The organism is Dysgonomonas sp. BGC7 (assembly GCF_001261735.1).
GTDB lineage: Bacteria > Bacteroidota > Bacteroidia > Bacteroidales > Dysgonomonadaceae > Dysgonomonas.
In genome coordinates this window covers 350,064-375,619 of record NZ_CVRP01000010.1, presented here as the reverse complement: position 1 = coordinate 375,619, position 25,556 = coordinate 350,064, and the positions used below count along the sequence as shown (strand labels likewise).

The following is a 25,556-nucleotide window of genomic DNA, read 5'->3' as shown; positions in this document are numbered from 1 at the left end:
ATCATTAACCTTAAAAAAACACCACTATGAGAAAGGAAAACTAAAGAAAAGGGAAAAAGCTAGACTGCTTTTCCCCCTAAATTATCAAATTTATTACCAAAGCGAAAATCTCACCTAACGAAATGGTAATAAATTAATTAAGTTGATCACCTAATTTTTTTGATCTAGTAAAAGTATGAAGAATTTACTGAAAAAAAAAGGTAATAAGCGTTATTTTAGCTTAATACCCAAAATCCCAATTTTTATGAGAATTACAATTATATTGTTATTTGGAATAATACTTCATGTGGGAGCCAACAGTGTGTATTCACAGACTGTCATAAAAACCTTAAATTTGAAGAATGCCACAATAGAGGAAGTCTTAAACTCTATCGAAGAAAATTCCCGGTTTTACTTTCTGTACAACAGTAAACTAATAAATGTAGACAGAAAGGTAAGTGTTAATACAAAAGGACAATCCATAGAATCAATCCTTGAATCTATTTTTAAACAAACAGATGTTATATATAAGATCGAGGGTGACCAGATTGTTCTTTCTAAAAAAGCGACGAATGTTCAAAACACTCAACAATCTCCTCAAACGGAGCGAAAAATAACAGGAACAGTAAAAGACAAAAGTGGCGAACCCATTATTGGTGCATCGGTCGTCGTAAAAGGAACTACACTGGGAAGTATGACTGATGTAGACGGGCATTTCTCATTGACGGTACCCGATGGAGTGAAATCTATCCATATTTCCTTTGTTGGAATGAAACCTCAGGAAGCTTTTCTGGATAGTAAGTCTGTTTATGACATAGTATTGGAAGATGCAGCTTTCACTATTAATGAGGTTGTTGTCACAGCTCTCGGCATCAAGAAAGAAATGAAAGCTCTCTCTTACAATGTGCAAGAAATATCGGCCAATGAGATTGTCGGAGTAAAAGATGCTAACTTCGTAAACAGTCTGTCTGGTAAAATCGCCGGGGTTGCTATCAATACCAGTTCTTCGGGTATCGGTGGTGGAGCTAAGGTTGTAATGCGTGGAGCTAAATCCATATCTGGCAATAACAATGCGTTGTATGTGATAGATGGTATTCCTATGCCTTCATTAGAGACTACACAGCCTGACGATCATTTTACAGGTATGGGACAATCGGGTGATGGTGCATCCATGATCAATCCGGAAGATGTTGAAAGCATATCGGTACTTAGTGGTGCTGCTGCTTCTGCTCTTTATGGTAGTGATGCTGCTAATGGAGTAATCATGATTACTACAAAAAAAGGAACAAAAGACAAGTTGCGTGTGAGTTACGCTAATAATACTTCGTTTTATAATCCGTTTATCACTCCCGAATTTCAAAATACATACGGAGCCTCTACTGGTTCTCTCAAGAGTTGGGGGCAGAAACTTGCTCAGCCAAGTAATTACGACCCAATGGATTTCTTTCAGACCGGTTGGAATGAAACAAACTCATTGACTATCAGTAACGGTAATGAGAAGAACCAAACATTTCTCTCTCTGGCTGCCACTAATGCAGAAGGTATCGTATTAAACAATACACTCGATCGTTACAATTTTACGATTCGTAATACAACCAATATGCTTAATGATAAGTTGCGTCTCGATCTTAGTGCTACTTATATGAATGTTCGCGAGCAGAATATGATTTCTCAGGGGCAATATTTCAACCCTATTGTTTCTACTTATCTGATGTCGCCAAGTTATAATCTCGAAACTTATCAGTTATTTGAAATGTACGATGAAAGCCGTGGTTTCAAAACACAATACTGGCCTTGGGGTAATATGGGACTTGGTATGCAGAACCCTTACTGGGTTACCAAACGTGATAACTTTATCAATCATAAGAATCGCTTTCTTGTAAGTGGAGGCTTGAATTATGATGTTGTAAAAGGAGTTACTTTGGGTGCTCGTGCTAAAATGGACTACACTTCTGCCATAAACGAAAAGAAATATTCGGCAACTACCGATGCTATTTTTGCAGGAATGTATGGTGCTTACTACAAAGCAGATTTATCTACTCGCCAGCTTTACGGAGACTTGATGCTGAACATTGACAAATACTTTGGAGATTTCTCTCTTACAGGTACTGTCGGTACCAGTATTCAAGATGTAAACTATCAATACTACAGTGTAGGAGGTGACCTCAACTCTGTGGCAAATAGCTTTACTCTTAAGAATCTCAACCAATCGAAAGCTAAGTTCGATCAGGATGGGTATCACGATCAAACACAGTCTATTTTTGCCACTGCACAAGTTGGCTGGCAAAGTAAGCTCTACCTTGATGTGACCGGACGTATAGATTGGTCGTCTGCTTTAGCATGGACTAATACCAGCTCTGTGGCTTATCCTTCGGTTGGTCTGTCTTCTATTCTTACCGATTTATTCCCGATAAAAAATAATGTTTTGACATTTTTGAAATTGCGTGGATCTTATAGTGAAGTCGGTAATGCTCCTACCCGTTACATTGCTTATCAGACTTATCCTTACGAATCGGGTACGCCGACTACGGCTTCTACTTATCCAAATACAGATATCAAACCTGAACGTACTAAAGCTTGGGAAGTTGGTATGCAATCACGCTTTTGGGGCGATAAGCTGGCGTTGAACGTATCTCTTTATAAAACATCTACTTACAATCAGTTATTCAACCCTTCACTTTCTGCTTCATCCGGATATACTTCTATTTATATCAACGGAGGTCAGGTAGACAATAAAGGTATCGAGGTTAGTCTGTCACTTAATCAACCGGTAGGTCCTGTAGAGTGGAATTCGACCTTTACGTATACGCTTAATCGTAATAAAATTATAAAACTGTTGAAGCCGACCAAATTGAATAATGATCTGACAACAGAACAGGATATGCTGGATTTAGGTGGTATAGGTAATGTTATGTCTCGTTTGACCGAAGGTGGTTCTATTGGAGATCTTTATGTAACAGCTCTGCGCACCGATAATCATGGATATATTGACGTTGACTATGTAAACAATACAGTAGCAGTTGACGAAAATGCAGGTGATAGAAAAGACGGGTGGATCTATGCCGGAAACTCACAAGCGAAATATACTATGGGATGGCGCAACTCTTTTAGTTGGAATGGATTGACACTTGGCTTTTTAGTTAATGCACGTGTAGGAGGTATAGGAGTGTCTATGACACAAGCCTTAATGGACTCTTATGGTACATCAAAAGTCTCAGCAGAGGCTCGTGATGCCGGAGGTGTTATAATTAATGGTTACTTGGTTCCTGCCGCTCAAAAATATTATGAAACAATAGGTACAGGTGCAGGTTCTATGTATGTATATAGTGCAACTAACGTTCGTCTTGCCGAACTATCTTTAGGTTATGATGTTCCGGTTACGAAAGTTATACCTTGGATCAGTGGTATGAATGTGGCTTTTACAGGACGTAATCTTTTTATGTTCTATTGCAAAGCTCCTTACGATCCCGAGTTGACTGCAAGTACAGGAACTCACTTCAGTGGTATGGATTACTTTATGATGCCGAGTTTACGTAATCTTGGTCTCTCTGTTAAACTAAACTTCTAAAGAATTCTTAAGATGAAAAAGATATTGAAATATACAAAACTTATTAGTGGTACACTATTAGTAGGAGGCTTGCTTTTTTCTTCTTGTACCGATCAGTTCGAGAAATGGAATATCAATCCTAATGAAGTAACTCCCGGACAGATGGATCAGGATAATCTGAATACTGGTGCATATTTTACTCAGATGGAGAAAGGGGTATTTATTGTAGGTAAAGATCTTGGTGGTGAATATCAAATCACAGAGATGCTGACCGGCGACATTTTTGCGAGCTATATAGCTAATATCAATACATATAGTTACACTACGTATCACAACGATCACTATGCGCTTTATAAAGACTGGTATGGTGCTCCTTTCAAAGATGCGTATACATATATCATGCAGCCGTGGAAATCGATCGTCGATGTAACCGATCAGGGTTCTGTGTCGAGAGCAATGGCTACCGTTATAAAAGTATTGGGAATGAGTCGCATCACCGATATGTACGGGCCTATTCCTTACAGCAAGTTTGGAACTTCTACTCAAGTGCCTTACGATAGCCAAAAAGATGTTTATTATCAGTTTTTTGATGAATTGGACGATGCTATTAACGTTCTGACGGCTTATAGCAATAGTAACTCGGCTAAATACATGGAGCAGTATGACTATATTTATAGTGGTAATGTGAGCAAATGGATTAAGTTTGCCAATACTCTTCGCTTGCGCTTAGCTATGCGTATCTCCTTCGTAGATAAGACTAAGGCTCAGACAGAGGCCACTGCGGCTATTAATCACAGCTCTGGTCTGATGACTTCTTCCGATGACTCTGCATTTTTGCACCAAACAACATCCTTTACATTCACCAATCCTATTTGGGAAGTTAGTGAAAGTTTTAAGGATATGCGTATGGGAGCCACTATGGACTGTTACCTGAATGGTTATGGAGATCCGCGTATCTCAAGATATTTCCGTACAGCGGCAAAGGATGGAAAATATCATGGTGTAAGAAACGGTATGACTAATTTGGCAAAAGATACTTATGTAGCAGCGGCTTCCGGTCTTAATTTCGAAACAAATAGTAGTATGCAGTGGATGGATGCGGCTGAAGCCTATTTCCTTCTTGCTGAAGCGAAATTGAGATTGAATCTAGGTACAGGAACAGTACAGAGTTATTATGAGCAAGGTATTCGTACTTCTTTTGCTTCTAAAGGAGCTTCCGGAGTAGATACTTACATTACTAATGCAACGAACTTACCTCTTTCTACGTATACCAATCCTGTTACCAATGCAGGAACAAATGTGGGTAGTAGTCTTTCTCTAAGAACTATTGCCTGGTCGGAAGGGGCATCTGCTGAAGAAAAACTGGAACGTATAATGATTCAGAAGTGGATTGCTCTCTATCCTGATGGACAAGAGGCTTGGAGCGAAATGCGTCGTACAGGCTATCCCGGTTTTGTAAGAATTAATTCTTATAATTATACTACGGAAGTTGCAAGTGGTGAACTTATCAGTCGCCTTAAATTTCCGACAACAGAGTATTCCAACAATAGTCAGAATACACAAGCTGCTGTATCATTGTTAGGAGGCAGTGACATTGCCGGAACCAAACTATGGTGGGACGTGAGATAACAGCAGGTCAAGTAACTAATAAAATAATTAATAAGATTATGAGAACAATTAAATATCTATTGGCTCTTGTAGTAATAGGGGGTATACTTATGATTTCGTGCGATAAAGATATTGAAACGGAATCTGTTCAGAATCCTTATACCTACAGTGACTTATATTATCAGAATTTGCGAGACTATAAAGCAAGCGATCACGAAATTGCTTTCGGATGGTTTGCTCAATACGGGGCACAAAATTCTTTAGGGGTACGTTTTATGGGATTACCCGACAGTCTCGACATTTGTTCTATGTGGGGTGGTATTCCTGCAAAAGAAAATACAGCTATTTGGGAAGAGATTCGTTTTGTGCAGAAGGTGAAAGGTACTAAGATGCTCGCTGTAGCTATTACTCGTATCGATGCTGAAACTGACGATCATGATTTTAAGAAAGCTTACAATGAAGCTCGTCAAATGCCTGCCGGAGAAGAAAAGACTGCCGCTATCAATAGAGCTATTGAGATGTATGCTGAATATTTTTTAGATCAGGTCTTTGAGAACGATCTAGATGGATTTGATGCTGATTATGAACCGGAAGGAGACTTCCTTAGTGGTAGCTATTTTGTTCATTTTTATAAGTATATGGCAAAATACATGGGGCCCAATCCTGATATAACACAAGAAGAACGTCTTGCTCTTATTCAAGAACGATATGGAAAAGGTGTTACTGATACAAAGAAATTGCTGAATATCGACCAGACCAGTACAGGTATGGTAGAGCTTGCTCCTTATAGCAACTATTGTTTTTTACAAGCCTATGGTGGTGGAACAGGTGCTGGTTCATGGCCTAATGAGAAAGTAGTTTATTGCTGTAATATGGGTGATAATTGGAAAGGGAATATGAGTACAATGTATACTCAAGCGCGCTATAAGCCGGCTAATGGAAGAAAAGGAGGTTTCGGCGCTTTCTTTATACACCGTGACTATAATGTACATGAAAACAACCCTAGTCCATACAAGCGCTTCAGAGAGTGTATTCAAATCCAAAATCCGGCAGTTTATTAATATCACTTTAATAAAAAAATAAGTATGAAAAATATAAAAAATATCTTTTATGCAACTATGCTGGTTATTTATGCAATGAGTTTTGTTGCCTGTAGCGATGATGAAGATACTTACGATTTTCCCGGCGATGAACACAATCGCGTATATATGTCCGATAAATCGAGCTCATATAAGGTTGTACACACTCCTGTAATTACTGTAAGTAATCTTAAATTTGAAATTCCGCTGAAGTGTACACAGAAAGCTTCCGAAAATATTAAGGCTACTGTAGAAGTTGATAATTCCATGATTGCTGCTTATAATGAAAAGCATGGTACTGACTATGAAGCAATACCTACATCAGCGTTAGTAATAGAAAATGCGACTATGAATATTCCGGCGGGTAGTATGGTTACGACAGATACTCTTCGCATTTCTATGACCAATGATAATAGTATCCTTACAACACTTAGAAGCGAAAAGGGATATCTTATTCCTTTGCGTATTACTTCAACAGAAGGAGGAAAATCTCAATCAAGCTCGAACTTTTTTTCTACCTATCTGATTGCTACTGTAGCAGAAGATAAAGATAATGTGAATGATGATGCTGTAGTAGGTAGTATTACAGGTACATTGGTAGCAGATCAAACTGGTTGGTCGGCAACTACTAATGCTACTGTAAGTACTTCCTATCAACCTCTTTCGTATTTATTTACGACAGCGACTTCAGCTTATTGCTATTTGTATAATGCTCCAACTATCAATTTAGATATAGATATGGGAAAGTCATATACATTTGATGCAATCAGACTTCAGAGATCTACTGGCACGTCTTCTTTTACCAGTGGTATGACTATATTTTCGAGTAATGATGGTGCCACATGGAAACTGGAAGGTACATTAACAAAATCTTCAACTTTCTGTGTGTTTTATGCACCTGTTACTACTCGATATATTAGAATTGTTAAAAGTTCGGGGTCAACCTCTAATACGACTCTGTATGCCAGTATATTTAATGTTTATGCAAAATAATTTTTGAAGAATATGAAGAAATATATATTATCTTTATTTGCTTTGCTGCTTTGTATTACAGGCTGCAAAGAAGGCCCCGACTTTGGCGATGCTCTTTATATGACAGGAACATTAACCTCTTCTACTGTTCGCTTTTTGGTAGATGGTGAGTCTAGTATAGGTCTTACAGTGACATCGACAGCCAAGACGGATACCGATGTGAAAATAAGTTTGACGCCGGCTCCGGAGTTGCTTGCTGAGTTCAATAAATCTACCGGTCGTAATAGTCAATTACCTCCTGAAGGCAGTTATACGATAGATGGTTCGGAAGTATTGATTAGTACAGGGAAATATCAGTCTACACAAATTAAAATGAGTGCAGATGCAGATAAATTGCAAGAGGGAGTATCATACTGTCTGCCTGTATCTATATCTTCTGTAGAAGGAGGAGGAGATTTAGGAGTATTGGAAAATTCACGCACTGCTTATGTTATGCTTACTAAGGTTATTAATATTAAGGCTGCTAATCTGGCTCGTAACAACTGCTTCGATATTCCTGGATTTGGAGGAGAAAATAGTCCGGTAAAAGCTCTTGGTCAAATGACATTGGAAATGAAAGTACTTCCTGTTTCTTTTCCTACTACACCAAATGGTGCAGGTGGTATCAGCTCGTTGGTTGGCTGTGAAGAAAATTTCTTATTCCGTTTTGGTGATGGTGCCGGTAAACCTACGAACAAATTGCAATTGTCAAAAGGTTCTATAGGTTCAGCTACTCATCCTGACAAGAAAGATCATTATGAATCTTGGGTGGATAAAGAATTCAGTACTGGTCACTGGTTGCATTTTGCTGCTGTATACGATGGACAATATCTTCGTGTTTATTTAGATGGTGAACAGATTCACTTTGTAGAAACGAAGAATGGAGGTACTATCAATCTTAGCATGGCTTATGATGGTCATACATGGGAGGATACGTTTGCTATAGGGCGCTCTGTTGGTTATCAACGCTTTTTTAATGGTTATATAAGCGAATGCCGTGTCTGGAATGTGGCTCGTTCCAGAGCCGAACTTGAAGACGGTATATGCTATGTGGATCCTACCAGTAAAGGGTTGGTAGCTTATTGGCGATTTAATGGCGAAACCCAAGATGATGGTACTGTTCTTGATATGACAGGACACGGATATAATGCTAAGCCATACAGGACTATACAATGGGTAGATAATCAAAAATGTCCTTTTTAAATAAACACTATTCAATAAATTAAAGTAATTTTTGCCTGTCGCTGTTTTCAAATGCAATTAAATCTGCAAACAAAAGCAGTGACAGGTTTTTTATATATAATGTAACTTACATAAAATAAGAAATGTAAGTTTTTGTTTGTAATATGGTTTTTACCTACTCTGTTATAATATCAATAAAATGAAGAAAAGATACTGCCTTATCCTTTTTGTTTTTAGCCTGTTTGTATGTAGGGTTTCATCAAATACGAGCGATAATTTGCCGTACAAAGATTCAAAGTTGAGTAGTCATGAGCGAGTCTTGGATCTTCTGAGCCGAATGACCTTGGAAGAGAAAGTAGGACAATTACTTTGTCCCTTGGGTTGGGAGATGTATGATAGGCAGGGAGACGAGGTAACGTATTCAGAAAAGTTTAAAGATCTTGTTCAAAACAAACATATTGGCATGTTGTGGGCTGTTTATAGAGCTGATCCATGGACAAAAAAAACAATAGAGAATGGACTGTCGCCTACTTTGGCTGCAAAAGTGGGAAATGCTTTACAACGCTATGTTCTGGAAAATACCCGTTTAGGTATTCCTCTGTTTATAGCAGAAGAGGCACCTCATGGACATATGGCTATCGGGGGAACAGTATTTCCTTCAGGTATAGGGCAGGCTTCGACCTGGAATCCTGTTTTGTTGGAAAAGATGGGGGGGGCTATTTCGAAAGAGATTCGTTCGCAAGGAGCACATATTAGCTATGGCCCTGTTCTGGATCTCGTGCGCGATGCACGATGGTCAAGAGTTGAAGAAACTTTTGGCGAAGACCCTGTTTTGGCAGCTACATTAGGTGCAGCTATAGCCAAAGGTAATGGAAAAGGACAACTTAATAATCCCTATAGCACAATTACTACACTTAAACATTTTATAGCATACGGAATTCCCGAAGGAGGGCATAATGGAAATACTGCATTGGTAGGGAATAGAGAAATTCATGAAAACTTTCTTCCTCCGTTTAAAAAAGCAATAGAGGCTGGAGCACTTTCTGTAATGACGGCATACAACTCAGTAGATGGTATTCCTTGTACAGCAAACAGTGATTTGTTGAAAAATATACTGAAAGATAAGTGGAATTTTGGAGGGTTTGTTGTTTCAGATTTGGTTAGTGTCGATGGATTAAAGGAACAACATTTAGTTAGTAAGTCTCTCGAAGATGCAGGGGTACTGGCTTTAAGTTCGGGTGTTGATGTAGATTTAGGCTTTAACTCTTTTAGTTTGCTGGGGGATGCTTTTAAGAACGGAAAAATTAATATGTCCGATATTGATTCAGCTGTATATAGAGTATTGAAGCTGAAATTTGATATGGGATTATTTGAGAATCCTTATGTTAAAATAGACGATGCCTCAAAAAATGTGAAGACAAAGGAACATATTTCTTTGGCACGTCAATTGGCACAAGAATCTATTGTATTGCTGGAAAATAAGAAACAAACTTTACCATTGAGCAAAAAAAATAAAATAGCAGTAATAGGTCCTAATGCAGATAATCCATATAATATGCTTGGCGACTATACTGCTCCTCAAAATAGAAAAGATATTATCACAGTATTGGATGGTATAAAATCGAAAATAGGAGGTTCTCGTGTAGAATATGTTAAGGGTTGTGCTATTCGTGATACAACGGATTTATCTATAAAAGAAGCTGTTGAAGCAGCTTTGAGAGCTGATGTGGCAGTAGTTGTTGTAGGAGGTTCCAGTGCCAGAGATTTTAAAACCAAATATATAGAAACCGGTGCTGCTATTTCTTCTACGGAAAGCTTAAGCGATATGGAAAGCGGCGAGGGATTTGACCGCTCATCGCTCGAACTAATGGGTAAACAACTCGAACTATTGAAGGCCATTAAAGCAACAGGAAAGCCTATTATTGTTGTCTACATACAAGGTCGTCCTCTGAATATGAATTGGGCTCATGAATATGCCGATGCTTTGTTGACAGGGTGGTATCCCGGACAAGAAGGCGGTGCTGCTATTGCAAATGTTTTATTCGGCGATTATAATCCAGCCGGACGTTTGCCTATATCTGTTCCCAGATCGGTGGGGCAAATACCTGTCTATTATAATAGAAAAAATCCGTGGGGGCACGATTATGTAGAAATGACATCTAAGCCACTCTATTCTTTTGGATATGGATTGAGTTATACTCAATTTGAATATACTAATATGACCACGAAACAGCTTAGCTTGTATGATTTTGAAGTTTCTTGTGTTTTGAAAAACACAGGGAAATATGATGGCGAAGAGGTCGTTCAATTGTATGTGAAAGATGAATTCGCATCTCTCGTACAGCCTGTAAAACAATTGAAACATTTTGAGCGAGTTTTTCTGAAAAAAGGAGAAGAGAAGCTAATTACTTTTCATCTAAATAAGGATGATCTTTCTATCTTAGATAAAAATCTGGAACAGGTTGTAGAACCCGGTGATTTTACTCTTATGGTTGGTTCGTCTTCCGATAATATAAAATTGGAAAAAAGAATAACAGTTAATCCAAAACAAGCAATATTAACTGATGAATTTATTTACGATATCAACAAAGTTTCTTTTCCTTCCGTTCATTCTGCAACAATAGAAGAGACTCCGGCAGGCTTGGTTTCGGCTTTCTTCGGCGGAGAGTATGAGGGACATCCCGAAGTGAGTATTTATGTTAGTCGTAGAGTTGGTTCAGAGTGGACTTCTCCGGTAAAAGTCGTAGATGGAATTGTAAATGATTCTGTGCGTAAGGCTTGCTACAATCCTGTTTTGTTTCAAGTTCAGGGAAAAGAGCTTATTCTTTTCTATAAGATCGGATACAATGTTCAGGATTGGTCGGGCTATCTTATTCGGTCATTTGATAACGGGCTTACATGGACTAAGCCGGAAGCACTACCGGAGGGCTTCTTAGGACCGATCAAAAATCGTCCATTATTAGTGGACGAAACGCTTATTTGCGGATCGAGTACAGAAAATGATGGATGGAAAGTTCATTTTGAATTTACAAACGATCTGGGAAAAATGTGGACGAAAACCAATCCGATAAATGATAAAACCTGTAGTATCATTCAGCCATCTATATTACAGCATAAAGATGGAACATTACAAACCGTTTGTCGTTCTCAGAATGAGGCTGTAGTCTCATCTTTTTCTTCCGACAAGGGGAAGACTTGGACAAAGTCTTTTCCGTTACATCTCCCTAATAATAATTCGGGGCTGGATGCCATAGCTTTGGCAGACGGGCGTTTTCTTATGGTTTATAATCATGTGAAAGCCTCACAAAGCGCATATATGACAAGAATGCGTACACCACTGAATGTAGCTGTGTCGAACGATGGTATTCATTGGGATAATATTCTTGTGTTGGAGGATTCTCCCATAAAAGAATATTCATATCCATCCGTTATTCAGGATAAGAAAGGAATTGTACATATTGTTTATACATGGAGAAGAGAGAATGTCAAATATGTTGAGATAGATCCTTCGCAGCTATATGTTCTTCCCGCTAATGTAAAGTAAATAATTTAGAAACTGTTTTCTAGATACAACTTGCTATTTCAGTTTTACATATATGTCAGTAATAAAAACAGGTCTGTGACCTTAAATACCGAGAAATAATGAAATATATAATATTGCAGAGAATCCTCCCTTTATGTTTCCTTTTATCTTTTCTGTTTTCGTGCGGATCTTCTAAAGATAAAGGAGTAGATGAGTCTCGTGTGACACAGTATGTCGATCCTTATATTGGAACAGACGGTCATGGGCATGTTTTTCTTGGGGCAAATGTTCCTTTTGGCCTTATACAGTTAGGCCCTACGAATATAACTGAAGGATGGGATTGGTGTTCCGGTTATCATTACTCTGATTCTACTATCTTTGGATTTTCTCATATGCATCTGAGTGGGACGGGCATTGGCGATCTGTGCGATATTTTGGTTATGCCTGTTACAGGAAGTGTGAAAATGGCAAAAGGAACTATTGATAACCCTACATCCGGAATGTATTCTTTGTTCAAAAGGAAAAATGAATATGTTCGTCCCGGTTATTATAGTGTTCATCTTGATAGATATAATGTAGATGTAGAACTAACAGCAACCAAACGTGTCGGTTTTCATAAATATACTTTCTCTCAGACAGATTCGGCAGCTATAGTTTTTAATCTGGCAGACAAATTGAATTCGGATGAATCTATAGACTGTTTTATCAGTCAGGAGAACGATTCTGTAATCTCCGGTTATCGCTACTCTTCAGGATGGGCCAAAGATCAACGAGTATTTTTTACAGCACTCTTTTCTAAGCCAATAAGAGAATTTCAGGTATATGATTCATTAAATATGCAGCAGGGGAAATCTCTGAAAGCTAAAAAAGTCTATGGGAAAGTTTTATTTGATAAAGAATTGGGTGGAGATCCTCTTTATGTCAAAGTAGCATTATCTCCTGTGAGTATAGATAATGCAAAAGTAAACTTGTTGGCAGAACTACCCGGTTGGAACTTTGAACAGACTGTAAATGATGCAGATGAGGCTTGGAATGCAGAGTTGAATAAAATACAAATAGAGACGACGGATGAGTCTGTAAAACGCACTTTCTATACAGCCCTTTATCATACAATGATTGCTCCGTCTGTGTTTTGCGATGTCAATGGCGATTATTATGGTGCCGACCAAAATATGCATAAAGGAGAAGGTTTTGTAAACTATACAACTTTTTCTTTATGGGATACCTATCGTGCTGCCCATCCTCTGATGACAATCATTCATCCCGAAAAGATGAGTGATATAATCAATACGATGCTTAATATATATCGACAACAGGGTAAACTTCCCGTGTGGCATCTGGTAGGAAATGAAACCGATTGTATGGTTGGTAATCCTGCAATTCCTGTAGTGGCAGATGCCATACTTAAAGGATATGGAGGCTTCGACAAAGAATTGGCATACGAGGCAATGAAAAATTCTTCGATGTTAGACGAGCGTGGCTTGAAGTATCTTAAAGAATATGGTTATATCCCTTACGATAAAGAGTCTCCAGAATCGCTTGCTAAATGTTTAGAATATGCCATTGCTGATTGGAGTCTAGCTCAGGTTGCAAAACAGATGGAAAAAGATGACGACTATAATTATTTTCTGAAAAGGAGTAAAGCTTACCGATATTACTTTGATAAAGAAACCCGGTTTATGAGAGGCCTGTCATCCGATGGCAAGTATCGTACACCTTTCAATCCTTTCAGCTCAGCTCACTTCGATGACGATTATTGTGAAGGAAATGCATGGCAATATACATGGCTGGTTCCGCATGATGTAGATGGACTTGTCGAAGTTTTTGGAGGTAAGGAAAACTTTATTCAAAAATTAGATTCTCTGTTTATCATAGAAGGCAATCTTGGAAAGTCCGCCTCTCCTGACATAAGCGGGCTCATTGGTCAGTATGCTCATGGCAATGAACCAAGTCATCATATTCTCTACTTATATCCGTATGTCGGGCAGTATTGGAAAACGGCAGAAAAAGTTCGTCAGGTTCTCTCCGAATTATATCACGATCAGCCTGCCGGACTTTCAGGTAATGAAGATGTGGGACAGATGTCAGCATGGTATGTATTGTCTTCATTGGGGCTCTATCAGGTAGAGCCGGCAGGAGGTAAATATATTTTGGGAAGTCCTGTTGTCGGCAAGGCTGTTATACGTGTAAAAGATGGTAATATTTTTACTATCTTAGCTAAAAATAATAATAAGACTAACAAGTATATTCAGTCGGTTACACTCAATGGTAAACCTTACGATAAATACTATATTGATTTTGAAGATATTATTTGTGGAGGCATCCTTCAACTCGAGATGGGAGATACTCCCTCTTCAGTATGGCCCGTAGATGCTGTTCAACGATAAATATTAGCAGAAAAGTAGAGATTGATACTGTCTGAAGAAAAAAAAACAAAAAATAACTACATTTAACCTTAAGAGCTCTTATGCAACTAAAAAAAGCGACACCCTTACGATGGGTTCCTAGTGTTTACTTTGGAATGGGCTTACCATTTGTTATGGTACAGTTGGTTTCTGTCATTATGTTTTCCGAAATGGGTATCTCGGATGGACAAATAACTTTTTGGACTTCCCTTATAATTCTTCCATGGAGTTTAAAACCTTTGTGGAGCCCTTTTCTCGAAATGTTTAAGACGAAGAAATATTTTGTGGTAGGCACTCAGATGATTACGGGTATTAGTTTCGCATTAGTTGCATTAAGTCTTCCTTTGCCCGATTTCTTCACCTACTCTATAGCCCTGATGGGTGTTATTGCATTTAGTGGAGCAACGCACGATATAGCCACAGACGGTATTTATATGACCGAGCTCGACAATCAGACACAGGCTAAATATATTGGTTGGCAAGGAGCGTTTTTCAATATAGCAAAAGTAGTTGCTAACGGGGGGCTTGTTTTTATGGCAGGAATGCTCAAAAATACAATGGGAGTAGTCAATGCGTGGATGCTTATTATGGGAGTGTGTGCAGCAATAATGATTCTCCTCAGCTTATGGCATAGTAGGGTATTACCGTCCGGTGGTGCTGCTGTATCTCAGATAAAAACGGTAAAAGACGGATGGAACTCTTTTAAAAATGTTTTTGTAACGTTTTTTCAAAAAAAGAATATTGCTTTCTATATTATCTTCATTATACTATACAGACTAGCTGAAGGTCTTGCAATAAAGATTCTGCCTCTATTCCTTAAAGCTCCGACAGAAAAAGGTGGACTAGCACTTGAAATTAGCCAGATAGGACTGATAAATGGTACTTTCGGTACTGTTGCTTTTATTCTAGGGTCTATTCTTGCTGGATATTATATATCGGCCAAAGGTCTTAAGAAAACTTTGTTTTATCTATGCTGTGCTATAAACCTGCCTTTCCTTATTTATCTAATGTTGTCTATTTTTCAACCATCAAATATTCTTCTTATTGGTTCGGCTGTTGTTTGCGAATATTTTGGTTATGGATTCGGCTTTGTAGGACTTACTTTGTTTATGATGCAACAGGTTGCACCCGGAGAACACAAAATGGCACACTATGCTTTTGCGTCGGGAGTGATGAATCTTGGATATATGTTTGCAGGAATGATAAGTGGTGTATTGAGTGACTGGTTGGGATATCAGCAATTCTTTGTAGTTGTGGCCATAGCCATGATACCGGCATTGGTTGTGTCCCGTATAATTCCATTTAAGTATCCTGATAAACAAGAAACAGAAGAAAATATTATTTCAGAAGAGATTAAATGATCAATATAAAAAAACAAAAAACATTATGGCAAAAGATCTAAAAATAGAAGGCCAACCGTTAGCCGGTATGCCTTGGGAAAATCGTCCGGATGGATGTAAGGATGTTATGTGGCGCTACTCAGCCAACCCTATCATCGGACGCAATGCTCTTAGTACGTCAAACAGTATTTTCAATAGTGCGGTAGTTCCTTTCGGAGACGGTTATGCAGGAGTTTTCCGTTGCGATGATACTAACCGCCGCATGAGGTTGCATGTCGGGTTCAGTAAAGACGGGATCAACTGGGATATTGAAGAAGAAGATGTTAAGTTTACCGGAGGCGATGATGAAGTTGGTGTATGGGTGTATGGCTACGACCCTCGTGTAACATGGATCGAAGATCGTTATTATGTAACATGGTGTAATGGTTATCATGGCCCTACAATCGGATGTGCATGGACTACCGATTTCAAACTATTCCATCAACTAGAAAATGCTTTTCTGCCATTTAATAGAAACGGGGTAATGTTTCCGCGTAAGATAAACGGGCGCTTTGCTATGCTCAGTCGTCCGAGTGATAACGGACATACAGCTTTCGGTGATATTTTCTATAGCGAATCGCCTGATATGGAGTTTTGGGGACGCCACAGACATGTTATGTCGCCTGCTGCTTTCGAAGATAGTGCATGGCAATGTATGAAAGTTGGAGCAGGTCCTATACCTATCGAAACATCGGAGGGATGGTTGATGATATATCATGGCGTATTGCGTTCTTGCAATGGTTATGTGTATAGCTTTGGTTCAGCCCTATTGGATAAAGACGAACCTTGGAAAATGATAGCACGCAGTGGTCCGTATCTGATAGCTCCACGAGAAATATATGAGCTTACGGGTGATGTACCGAATGTAACATTCCCTTGTGCTTCGTTGCACGATCCTGAAACAGGACGCATCGCAGTTTATTATGGATGTGCTGATACTGTAACAGGGTTAGCCTTCGGATATATAGATGAAATAATAGAATTTACTAAAAGAACAAATATTCTTAAGTAACTTCTCCAAATTTGTTCTTCGATTATTTAAAACTTTATCTATAAGGTAAATAGGCATTTGTAGATGGTGCAGGAAGTAACAAATGAAGAATGATTGTAAAGTGTTACTTCCATTACTTTTTAGTTAAAAATTTATTGATATATTTTAGAATGTAGGGGCGAATAAATATTCGCCCTTATGATGCCGGAGTATTATTCCATTGTTTATCAGTTAATAAAGTCGTTAATATTGTCTTTTACTAAATAAAAAATATGATGAAAAGATATCTTACCTTGCTTATCGGGATTGTCTTCCTATCAAATTCTCTTAATTCTCAAACCAAGCAACCGGTAGATTGGGTAGATCCTTTCATCGGAACAACAAACTTCGGGACTACCAATCCCGGAGCAGTTGTCCCTAACGGAATGATGTCAGTTGTTCCTTTCAATGTGATGGGAAGTAAAGACAATGTGTATGACAAAGATGCTCGTTGGTGGTCTACTCCTTATGAGTATCATAATGTGTTTTTTACGGGCTATTCTCATGTGAATCTAAGTGGGGTAGGGTGTCCCGATTTGGGTTCATTACTGATAATGCCTACTACAGGAGAGCTTGATGTAGACTATAAGAATTATGGCAGCCGCTACACACAGGAAAAAGCTTCTCCCGGATATTACACAAACAAACTTACCAAATACGATATTCTTACCGAAGTGACATCTACAACAAGAGTAGGCGTACATCGTTATACTTTTCCTAAAGGACAAGCTAATATATTGCTCAATCTTGGTCAGGGGCTTACAAATGAGTCAGGGGCATTTCTTCGTTTCAATGGAGATGGGGATGTAGAAGGAATGAAAATGCTGGGAACATTCTGCTATAATTCTCAGGCGGTATTTCCTGTTTATTTTGTTATGCGTATTGTAGGCAAAACTCCTGAAAGAAGTGGCCTTTGGAAAAAACAACGTCTGATGGAGGGTGTAAAAGCTCAATGGGATCCCGACCATGGACGATACAAGATATACGAAAAATACCATAAAGATATAGCCGGTGATGATGTAGGCGCATGGTTCAGTTTCGATTTACAGAGAGAAGAACAGATAGAAGTGCAAATTGGAGTCTCGTTTTCGAGCATAGAGAATGCTCGCCTCAATCTAAATACAGAAGCTAAAGGAAAAACTTTTGATACGCTTTGTGCTCAGGCTAAAGAGAAATGGAACAACGATCTTTCGCGTATTTTAGTTGAAGGTGGAACAGATGAGCAAAAGACCGTTTTTTATACAGCCCTTTATCATACTCTGATACATCCCAATATATTGAATGATGTGAATGGTGAATATCCTGCCATGGAAGGTAATAATATCTTAAAGACTGAAAATACGCGTTATACGGTTTTTTCTCTTTGGGATACATATCGCAATCTGCATCAGCTTATGACGCTTGCTTGGCCAGATCGCCAGACAGATATGGTGCGATCTATGATAGGCATGTACAAAGAATGGGGCTGGATGCCCAAGTGGGAACTGTACGGACGCGAAACATGGACGATGGAGGGTGACCCTTCGATACCTGTGATAACTGATACATGGCTTAAAGGTTTACGAGACTTTGATATTGAAACAGCTTACCAAGCTTTTCATAAATCGGCAACTATGCAGGGCATAACATACACTACCGATACTGTAAGAAAGGGAGGTGCGTTGCCTGATTCGTACTATGCTTCGCTGAAAGGAGACTTTAACCGTATGCGTCCTGATAACAATGATTATATGAGACTGGGATATGTTCCTTTGCGTAGCGAATTTGATAATTCGGTTTCACATGCTTTGGAATATTATATAGCTGACTATTCATTATCCCGATTGGCCGAGGCATTAGGTAAGAAAGACGATGCCGTCTACTTTAAAAAGAGATCTTTAGGTTATACAAACTATTATTCACCGGAGTATGGAACTTTCCGTCCTATACTTCCTGATGGATCTTTCTTGTCGCCTTTCAATCCTCAACAAGGTATGGATTTTGAAGAAAATCCTGGTTTTCATGAAGGTAGTGCGTGGAACTATACATTCTATGTCCCTCATGATGTGACAGGTTTAGCAAAACTTATGGGAGGAAAGAAAAAATTTATTGACAAACTGGAGATGGTATTTGATAAAGGTTATTATGATCCGGCTAATGAACCTGATATAGCATATCCTTATTTGTTTAGCTACTTTAAAGGAGAGGAATGGCGTACTCAATACCATGTAAGGCGATTGCTTGATAAACATTATACTACCAAGCCTGATGGTATACCCGGTAATGACGATGCGGGAACAATGTCGGCATGGGCTGTTTTCAATATGATAGGACTGTATCCTGATTGTCCGGGAGAACCATATTACACAATAACCAGTCCTGTATTTGACCGTGTAGTTATTAAACTCGACAAGCGTTATTGGGCTCAGGAGGAATTGGTAATAGAAGCGAAGCGCAATACACCGGAAGACATATACATAAAGAACATGATATTAGGAGATAAACCTTTTAAAGGTTATCGTATATCACATCAGGAGCTAATCAATGCAAAAAAACTGATTATTGAGCTTGCTTCCCGTAAGAAGTAAATATACTGAACGCTTATAGCGATAAGCGTTTTTTTGTTCGGGCAATATTGATGTTTTATAAATACCATATTTGTGTTATTGCATGATTTTACGAAGAATTCTACTTTCGTTAATTATTAAATGACACTCTATGGGAACTAAATTTTTATTACATCATCTCGGAGAACAAACCAAATCTATTCATGCAGGAGAATCTCCTGATCCTACAACTCACGCATCTTCTCCTAATCTGGTTATGTCTACAACCTTTACAGTGGGTGCTGATACAGGGTTTTCAGTAGAGGGTATGGACGAAAATGATACATGGGTTTATACTCGATGGGGGAATCCGACTGTACATCAACTAGAGGAAAAGTTAGCAGCTTTGGAAGGTGCTGAAACAGCAGTTACTTTTGCCAGCGGTATGTCTGCAATTACGGCTCTGCTCTTTCATTTACTAAAGTCCGGAGATCATGCCGTTGTAAGCGATGTAGCGTATGCGGCACTATCAGAAATAACCAATGAAATGATTCCTGAGCTAGGAATAAAGATTTCGAAAGTAGATACTTCAGATATTGATGCCATAAAGAATGCTTTGCAATCAGAGACCAAGCTTCTGTATATAGAGACACCGTGCAATCCTTTATTGAGGCTTACTGATATTGCAGAGGTTGCGAATCTTGCACATAGTGTGGGTGCAAAACTAGCTGTAGATTCTACATTTGCGACTCCCGTTGCTACTAAGCCTTTAGAGTTGGGAGCAGACTTTGTTGTCCACTCTCTTACAAAATACCTGGGTGGACATGGAGATGCCCTGGGTGGAGTAATTCTAGGTTATAAAAAAGATCTTACATCTTTGCGTAAAAAAACAGCTATTCGCTTAGGCGGATCATTGAGCCCATTCAATGCTTGGTTAATACTGAGAGGAATAGCAACCTTTCCTATCCGTATGCGGGTACATGAGGAAAATGCTCTTAAAATAGCCGCATATTTAGAAAGTCACCCGAAGGTGAAAAGAGTTATTTATCCGGGTTTAGCTTCTCATCCTCAGTATGAGTTGGCTAAGCGACAAATGAAAAATTTCTCGGGAATTATAACTTTTCAAGTAGAAAATGGAATACTTGAGTCTCGAAGGCTGGCAGATAGGTTAAGTATTATTCATTATGCTGTATCTTTGGGACATCATAGATCATTAATCTTCTATCTTAATAGTAAAGACCTGCTACAGACATCGTTTAAATTTTCTACAGATAAGCAATTGGAGTCATGGAATACATTTGCAGGAGAAGGTCTTTTCCGCTTGTCAGTGGGACTAGAGGATGCTGATGACCTTATTGCCGACTTGGAACAAGCTCTTGCTATTTTTTAGACATGATTTAATCGTGATTAATAAAACTCTTTTTTAGCTAGTTCTCTAAATATTCTTTGTATAGTCTCATTTTAGTAGTAATCCTATTATGTTATTTCAGATTGTTCTTCAGTGTGTTATCTTTTGTAAGGCTATTTGGAAATGAGAGAATTAAAAACAATTTTTTGTTTTATTACCATAGTTCTCACTAGAATGAATATATGGAAAACTGTTATTGAGAGAAGTGCTTCAGATTAATCTTCTTTTGTCTGATTTCTATATTGAAGGCTTTCAGATTGAGAATCTTGCCCGAAGTAACAGTAATCTTCTGATAATTGATTTTGCAGAATGAGTCGTTTGGTAGAGAGTTGGTTAATAATTCTATCTGATAATCTCCTGTAGGAAGAAAAGCTGTAAAAAGACCATCATTGTCTGTTACTACCTTTTGTTTTGTTTTTCCGTCACTACTTGTTATAAGGAATAATATACCCTCTTTTTGAGGAACAACATCGATTGCCGATTTAGCATTAAATATATATTTTATTCGGCCAATAACTGTTCCTGCCTGCTGTAGTGGTATCTGAACATCTGTTTTAAACTTGGTTACCTTAATAGTATCGCTGGATGAGAACCAACCATTTTCAGATATTTGGTCTATTACATAGTTGCCGAAAGGAACACGCGAATATACAACCTGTCCTTTATCTCCAGTGATAAATGCAGTATTGTTTATTTTGACATTGAAGTTTTTTGCAGGTTCTTCTCCTTTATCAAATACGCCATTTGTATTTTTGTCATAGAAAGCAAATGCCGATACTTTACTTTTACGTTTACTCGAAGCATTGTTTCTTTGGAGGTTGACTGTTAACCCTACTTCTACACTATAGGAATTATTAGAAGGAGTATTTCTGAATCTATAATTATTCCATATAGAATTTATATAGACAGAGTACGACTTGGATGGAGTATATTTAAAGTTGGCAAAGGCAGAAGGAGATAAGTCTGTATACAGGTCTTTTGTTATGCTGATGCCTGCATTTATTATATATTTCTTTTCAGAGAAGTCCTTATTTACAGCTAATGAAGATATCAAACGCCTAAATGTTTTTTCTTCTCTTTGAGATAAAAAATATTCTGATAAATAATAACTTCCATATTGATACATAGTTGTAAAATTTATCCAGTCGTATGAATATGTAAGATTACTTTTCAGTTGCATACTCTGTCTTTTTTCGGAGGGATATTTTGCTATTCCGCTCTCAACAGAGAAGAGCATCGAGTGTTTTGTTTTGAAGTTGTTCCAACGGATAGACGCTTTTAGCCGATTGGCAAACATATTGGCATTTTCGAAATTATAGCTTTGTCTATAGTTATTCGATTGCTCGTATTGGCTGAGATAGGTTACACTTGTGGATATATTTCTCTTTTTAGGAAAATATAATTCTACATCTCCCATGAGATTTTGAGAATTATTATTCATTGTAAAAGTATGTGACCTTGGCGAAAAGTGAGAATAGAAAATGCTACCTCGTAACGAATATTTATCATTAAGTTTTTTGTATAGCATTTGTTGAAGAGTTATCATTCCTCTACGATCTCCCGGAAAGTAATTGGAACTAAAATAATATGATCCGGACATGTCATATCCTTTATTTGTTCCATTATACCTCAATTCAGCCGATCCTGAAAATTTATTGTTGCCGAATGTTTCTATATGGCTCATTGCTCCATGCAGTCTTAAATTGATATTCCAGTTGTTTTTTACCAACCAGTTTACATCACCTCCAGTAATCAAATTTCGACTTTTTTCCATGTAGTCATAGTGATAGAGAAAAGAGGAAGATGCCCTTTGCGACTGATTCGGGCTGTTGAGCTGTCCTACGGCATATATGCTATAAGTATTGTTGAAAAGAGGTGTAGCGCTGAATATATTGTAATTCTGATCTATAACGCCTATTCGTAGATTAGTGTTGTCTGTAGATCCTAGTTGGACTTTAGCTCCTCTTCCGGATAAAGTCGTTTCTAATGATTCATAAACACTTCCCACTGTCACTTCATTATGATCTAACTTGTATGACAAAAAAGTATTGGTTCCTACTAAGGTATTGTCAGAACTGATTTTATATAAATTTCCGGATAATCCTATATATCCGGCTGGTAAGTCAATACTTCCGGTACCTATAAGTTGGGTGATACTGCTTGACAATTTTGTTTGTCTGTGGTTGACAGTAATTGAATTATTCTGGTATGGATTGAATAGATTGAAGTCTATATTTCCTGTTTCATTAAATCTTCTATTTGTAGACACATTTTGAACTTCTATAGACGAACTTCCGAATATTTCTTTATCTTTTCCTCGCATTGCTGTAACATTCACCGAAAAATTCTGTTTGTCTAATAAAGATGAGGAAGGCATAAAGCTGAATGAGAATTGATGATGCTGCATGGGCAAGAGCTCAACTTTTTGTTCAATAAAGTTTACTCCTTCTCGTAGAGTTGGTATACTGAATACTAATGTTATACTTTGTGCCTTATTTCCAGAATTTATTACATTTGCCTTTACCCTAACAGAATCATTAGGATTGGTGATCAGTATGTTTTGATGATCAACATTTAATGATAAAGCAATTTTTTCTTCGACAGTGAAAGTGGATTCTTGTTTATCTATCAGTTTTCTGTCGTTGTCTAACAAATCGAATTGTATATGAGTTGTTCCGGCTTCTATCTGAGGTTGAATTAGAAATTTGACAGGTAAAAATATACTATCCGATGGCTGAATGTCGATTGGTAATATTCCTCCGGCTATACTTCTTAAGCCGTTGACTTCCCGTATTCCTACACTTCCTGAAAAACTTCTATTTGACCGATTGTTTATTTTTATAATTGTACTTATTATATTTTGTTGCTGAGATTGTTTGAGTGTGCGTTCTACCTGCATACTTAGACTTTGTATATTCTCACTTTTTTGTGCGTGAGTATATACAGATACAAATAGACCAAGAATCCCCAGTAAGAATTTGACTTTAGAACAAAATAAATGCAATGGCATATTTCTTATTTGGGCGTAATCTCATATTGCAAAGTAGTAGAATAGTCTTCCATTTTAGCTTGTATCAATCTCTGGTCATTCGGGTTGGTATAGTAATGAATGTCATAATAAGCAGGTAGTTTGTTTGTGGAACTTCCTGTCGAAATTATTTGAGATGTGCTGGAAATGGACCTTGTAATAGAAGAGGCTTTATTATCAGACGACGGTCGCAATTGTACATTGACAACATCTAAAGGTAGTGAATTTCCGGAAGATGATATGAATGTAGAAGATATTGACCTTACAGATATTTGATAGTCAATATTCGTTGAAACAGATAAACCGTTATTATATAATACACTAGCGCCATTTGCATAGTCGGCCAAAGAGTTCATATTTAATTGGCCATTTCGGGCTCCGGTCGATATCTGGATCGAATAAGTGTTTTCGGAAGGTGGCGTGCCCGTAAGATTAGTATGCACTTGAATCGTATAACTCAAATTTGTAGTTCCTATTATCTCATTATTTGCTCCATAAAGAGTAAATCTCATGTTTATAGGATATTGAGGACTATTTGTTTTCAGCTTTGTTAAGTAGCTGCCTCCTACAACGTTCATATTAAATAGAATCTGTAGATCGTAATAACTGTTGCCAGTTCCTATATTGTATATAGGTGCATTGGAACGTGGAACAAGAAATACTTCCGAGTTGCCTATTAGGTTCAGGGTGGCAGGTATTCCTATTTCAGATATTGTTGGTAATGGCCCGGGATCTTTAACTGTACCTGTTGTATAGTTGGGTTGTAGATTAATTTTTTCTACAGGAAAGAACAATCCATTCCATATTGTTACAGGAGTGGCTATTACAGATAGCTTCCAGTTCTGAATATTGAGATATCCGTTTTGAGATATCCGGATGGTTATAGAATTGGGCTGAGTAGTCCCTTCGTATGAATAAATATTCATATATGTATTGCTCCACAGAGAAAGGTTAGGTGTCTGGGAATGAACACCAATTGATGTGAGTAATATAATAATGAAATATATGATTCTATTCATAGGTAAATTCAAGTTCTGCTGCTTCAATATTGTTCGAATCTCCATAATCTATCATCACAGTTGCTGTATAGTTACCTTTCTCGATATTAGCAGGGAGAGGTATTTTTAATATACGCAGATCGTTGGGCATAGTGTAATACATAATATTTTCCAAAGCTATTTCCTTTCCGGTAGCTTTGTTGAACAGATAAGAACCAACAGATCCATCTATCCATACATTACCTTCATTCTTGAATTCAAGGAATATAGCATTTTCTGTCTTGTTTAAGGAAAGATTCCTTATATCTATTTTATTATGCCGGGGTGCAGATGTTCTTTGAAAAAGTTTAATTCCTGAACGAACGCTTACTTTAATATTTGCTCCATGTTCGTTAACATCATCAATGGGATTCATCTGCGTTACATACAACATTGCTGTGTGTGTTGTAATAGTATCGCTTACATTGGGTGGTACAGTTATAGCTACTTTTATAGTCTCGCTTTGTTTTGGTTTGAGAGATAGATAGGAAGAACCCATGATATTAACCCAGCCTGCGCATGAGTTTTTTAAGCTATCGGCCGGATACATTACGTTTTCACCATATTCATTATACATCCAGTCTCCCAAAGTAATAGATAGCTCCAGCGTATTATTGTCACTGACATTTGTGATGACAATATCGTTAACTCCTGTTTGCCCTGGGTCTATTGTATAATATACACGAGGAGGCGATACTGAAATTCCAAGTTGTGCATAACCTTTTGTAGTAAAACACAATGCAAGTATAGAAATAATGACAGTTAATCTCCGTGTCATATTTTTTTATTCCTCTTATTTAAAAGTTGGAAAAGGA

Annotated in this window: 14 protein-coding genes and 1 pseudogene; 12 read left to right on the top strand and 3 right to left on the bottom strand. The window is 37.8% G+C overall.

The window, feature by feature from the left end; all coding sequences use genetic code 11:
- Positions 1–244 precede the first annotated feature (244 nt).
- From BGC7_RS11345 to BGC7_RS11295, 12 genes and pseudogenes are all read left to right on the top strand, one after another.
- Entirely contained in the window at positions 245–3,547 is a 3,303-nt protein-coding gene (locus BGC7_RS11345; protein ID WP_050701787.1) for a SusC/RagA family TonB-linked outer membrane protein, read from the top strand.
- A gap of 12 nt (positions 3,548–3,559) precedes the next feature.
- On the top strand, positions 3,560–5,155 hold the full coding sequence (locus tag BGC7_RS11340) for a SusD/RagB family nutrient-binding outer membrane lipoprotein (protein ID WP_050701702.1): 1,596 nt from the start codon (positions 3,560–3,562) through the stop codon (positions 5,153–5,155).
- A 38-nt stretch (positions 5,156–5,193) separates the two neighbouring features.
- The gene (locus BGC7_RS11335) at positions 5,194–6,195 is read left to right on the top strand and encodes a glycoside hydrolase family 18 (RefSeq protein ID WP_050701786.1); all 1,002 of its coding nucleotides are present in this window, start codon (positions 5,194–5,196) and stop codon (positions 6,193–6,195) included.
- Between the two features lie 24 nt (positions 6,196–6,219).
- On the top strand, positions 6,220–7,206 hold the full coding sequence (locus BGC7_RS11330; RefSeq protein ID WP_050701701.1) for a BT_3987 domain-containing protein: 987 nt from the start codon (positions 6,220–6,222) through the stop codon (positions 7,204–7,206).
- A gap of 12 nt (positions 7,207–7,218) precedes the next feature.
- Positions 7,219–8,427, top strand: coding sequence for a DUF1735 and LamG domain-containing protein (locus BGC7_RS11325; protein ID WP_050701700.1), 1,209 nt, complete (start codon positions 7,219–7,221; stop codon positions 8,425–8,427).
- Between the two features lie 178 nt (positions 8,428–8,605).
- Positions 8,606–10,945 (top strand): annotated as a pseudogene (locus BGC7_RS11320) (glycoside hydrolase family 3 N-terminal domain-containing protein); the annotation flags it as partial.
- Positions 10,925–11,950, top strand: coding sequence for a sialidase family protein (locus BGC7_RS18185; protein ID WP_255351471.1), 1,026 nt, complete (start codon positions 10,925–10,927; stop codon positions 11,948–11,950). The pseudogene BGC7_RS11320 and the gene BGC7_RS18185, both read left to right, overlap by 21 nt.
- Positions 11,951–12,048: 98 nt before the next feature.
- A complete protein-coding gene (locus BGC7_RS11315) occupies positions 12,049–14,316 on the top strand; it encodes a GH92 family glycosyl hydrolase (protein WP_050701699.1) in 2,268 nt (755 codons plus the stop codon).
- A gap of 80 nt (positions 14,317–14,396) precedes the next feature.
- On the top strand, positions 14,397–15,695 hold the full coding sequence (locus BGC7_RS11310) for an MFS transporter (RefSeq protein WP_050701698.1): 1,299 nt from the start codon (positions 14,397–14,399) through the stop codon (positions 15,693–15,695).
- Between the two features lie 25 nt (positions 15,696–15,720).
- Positions 15,721–16,725 (top strand): glycoside hydrolase family 130 protein, encoded by a 1,005-nt coding sequence (locus tag BGC7_RS11305; protein ID WP_050701697.1) that lies wholly within the window; start codon positions 15,721–15,723, stop codon positions 16,723–16,725.
- A 254-nt stretch (positions 16,726–16,979) separates the two neighbouring features.
- Positions 16,980–19,310: a GH92 family glycosyl hydrolase gene (locus tag BGC7_RS11300; protein WP_087880070.1), complete on the top strand. Its 2,331-nt coding sequence runs from the start codon at positions 16,980–16,982 to the stop codon at positions 19,308–19,310.
- A gap of 130 nt (positions 19,311–19,440) precedes the next feature.
- Positions 19,441–20,658, top strand: a complete 1,218-nt coding sequence (locus tag BGC7_RS11295; RefSeq protein ID WP_050701695.1) for a trans-sulfuration enzyme family protein — start codon at positions 19,441–19,443, stop codon at positions 20,656–20,658.
- A 211-nt stretch (positions 20,659–20,869) separates the two neighbouring features.
- On the opposite strand, the gene BGC7_RS11290 is transcribed toward BGC7_RS11295, so the two are convergent.
- Genes BGC7_RS11290 through BGC7_RS11280 form a run of 3 tightly spaced genes read right to left on the bottom strand, consistent with a single transcriptional unit; the run spans position 20,870 to position 25,519 of the window.
- The gene (locus tag BGC7_RS11290; protein ID WP_050701694.1) at positions 20,870–23,686 is read right to left on the bottom strand and encodes a hypothetical protein; all 2,817 of its coding nucleotides are present in this window, start codon (positions 23,684–23,686) and stop codon (positions 20,870–20,872) included.
- A 5-nt stretch (positions 23,687–23,691) separates the two neighbouring features.
- Positions 23,692–24,723 carry a hypothetical protein gene (locus BGC7_RS11285; RefSeq protein ID WP_050701693.1) on the bottom strand — a complete coding sequence of 344 codons (1,032 nt, stop codon included), beginning with the start codon at positions 24,721–24,723 and terminating at the stop codon, positions 23,692–23,694.
- On the bottom strand, positions 24,716–25,519 hold the full coding sequence (locus BGC7_RS11280; protein ID WP_050701692.1) for a fimbrial biogenesis chaperone: 804 nt from the start codon (positions 25,517–25,519) through the stop codon (positions 24,716–24,718). The genes BGC7_RS11285 and BGC7_RS11280 overlap by 8 nt, the downstream gene beginning before the upstream one ends.
- Between the last annotated feature and the right edge of the window lie 37 nt (positions 25,520–25,556).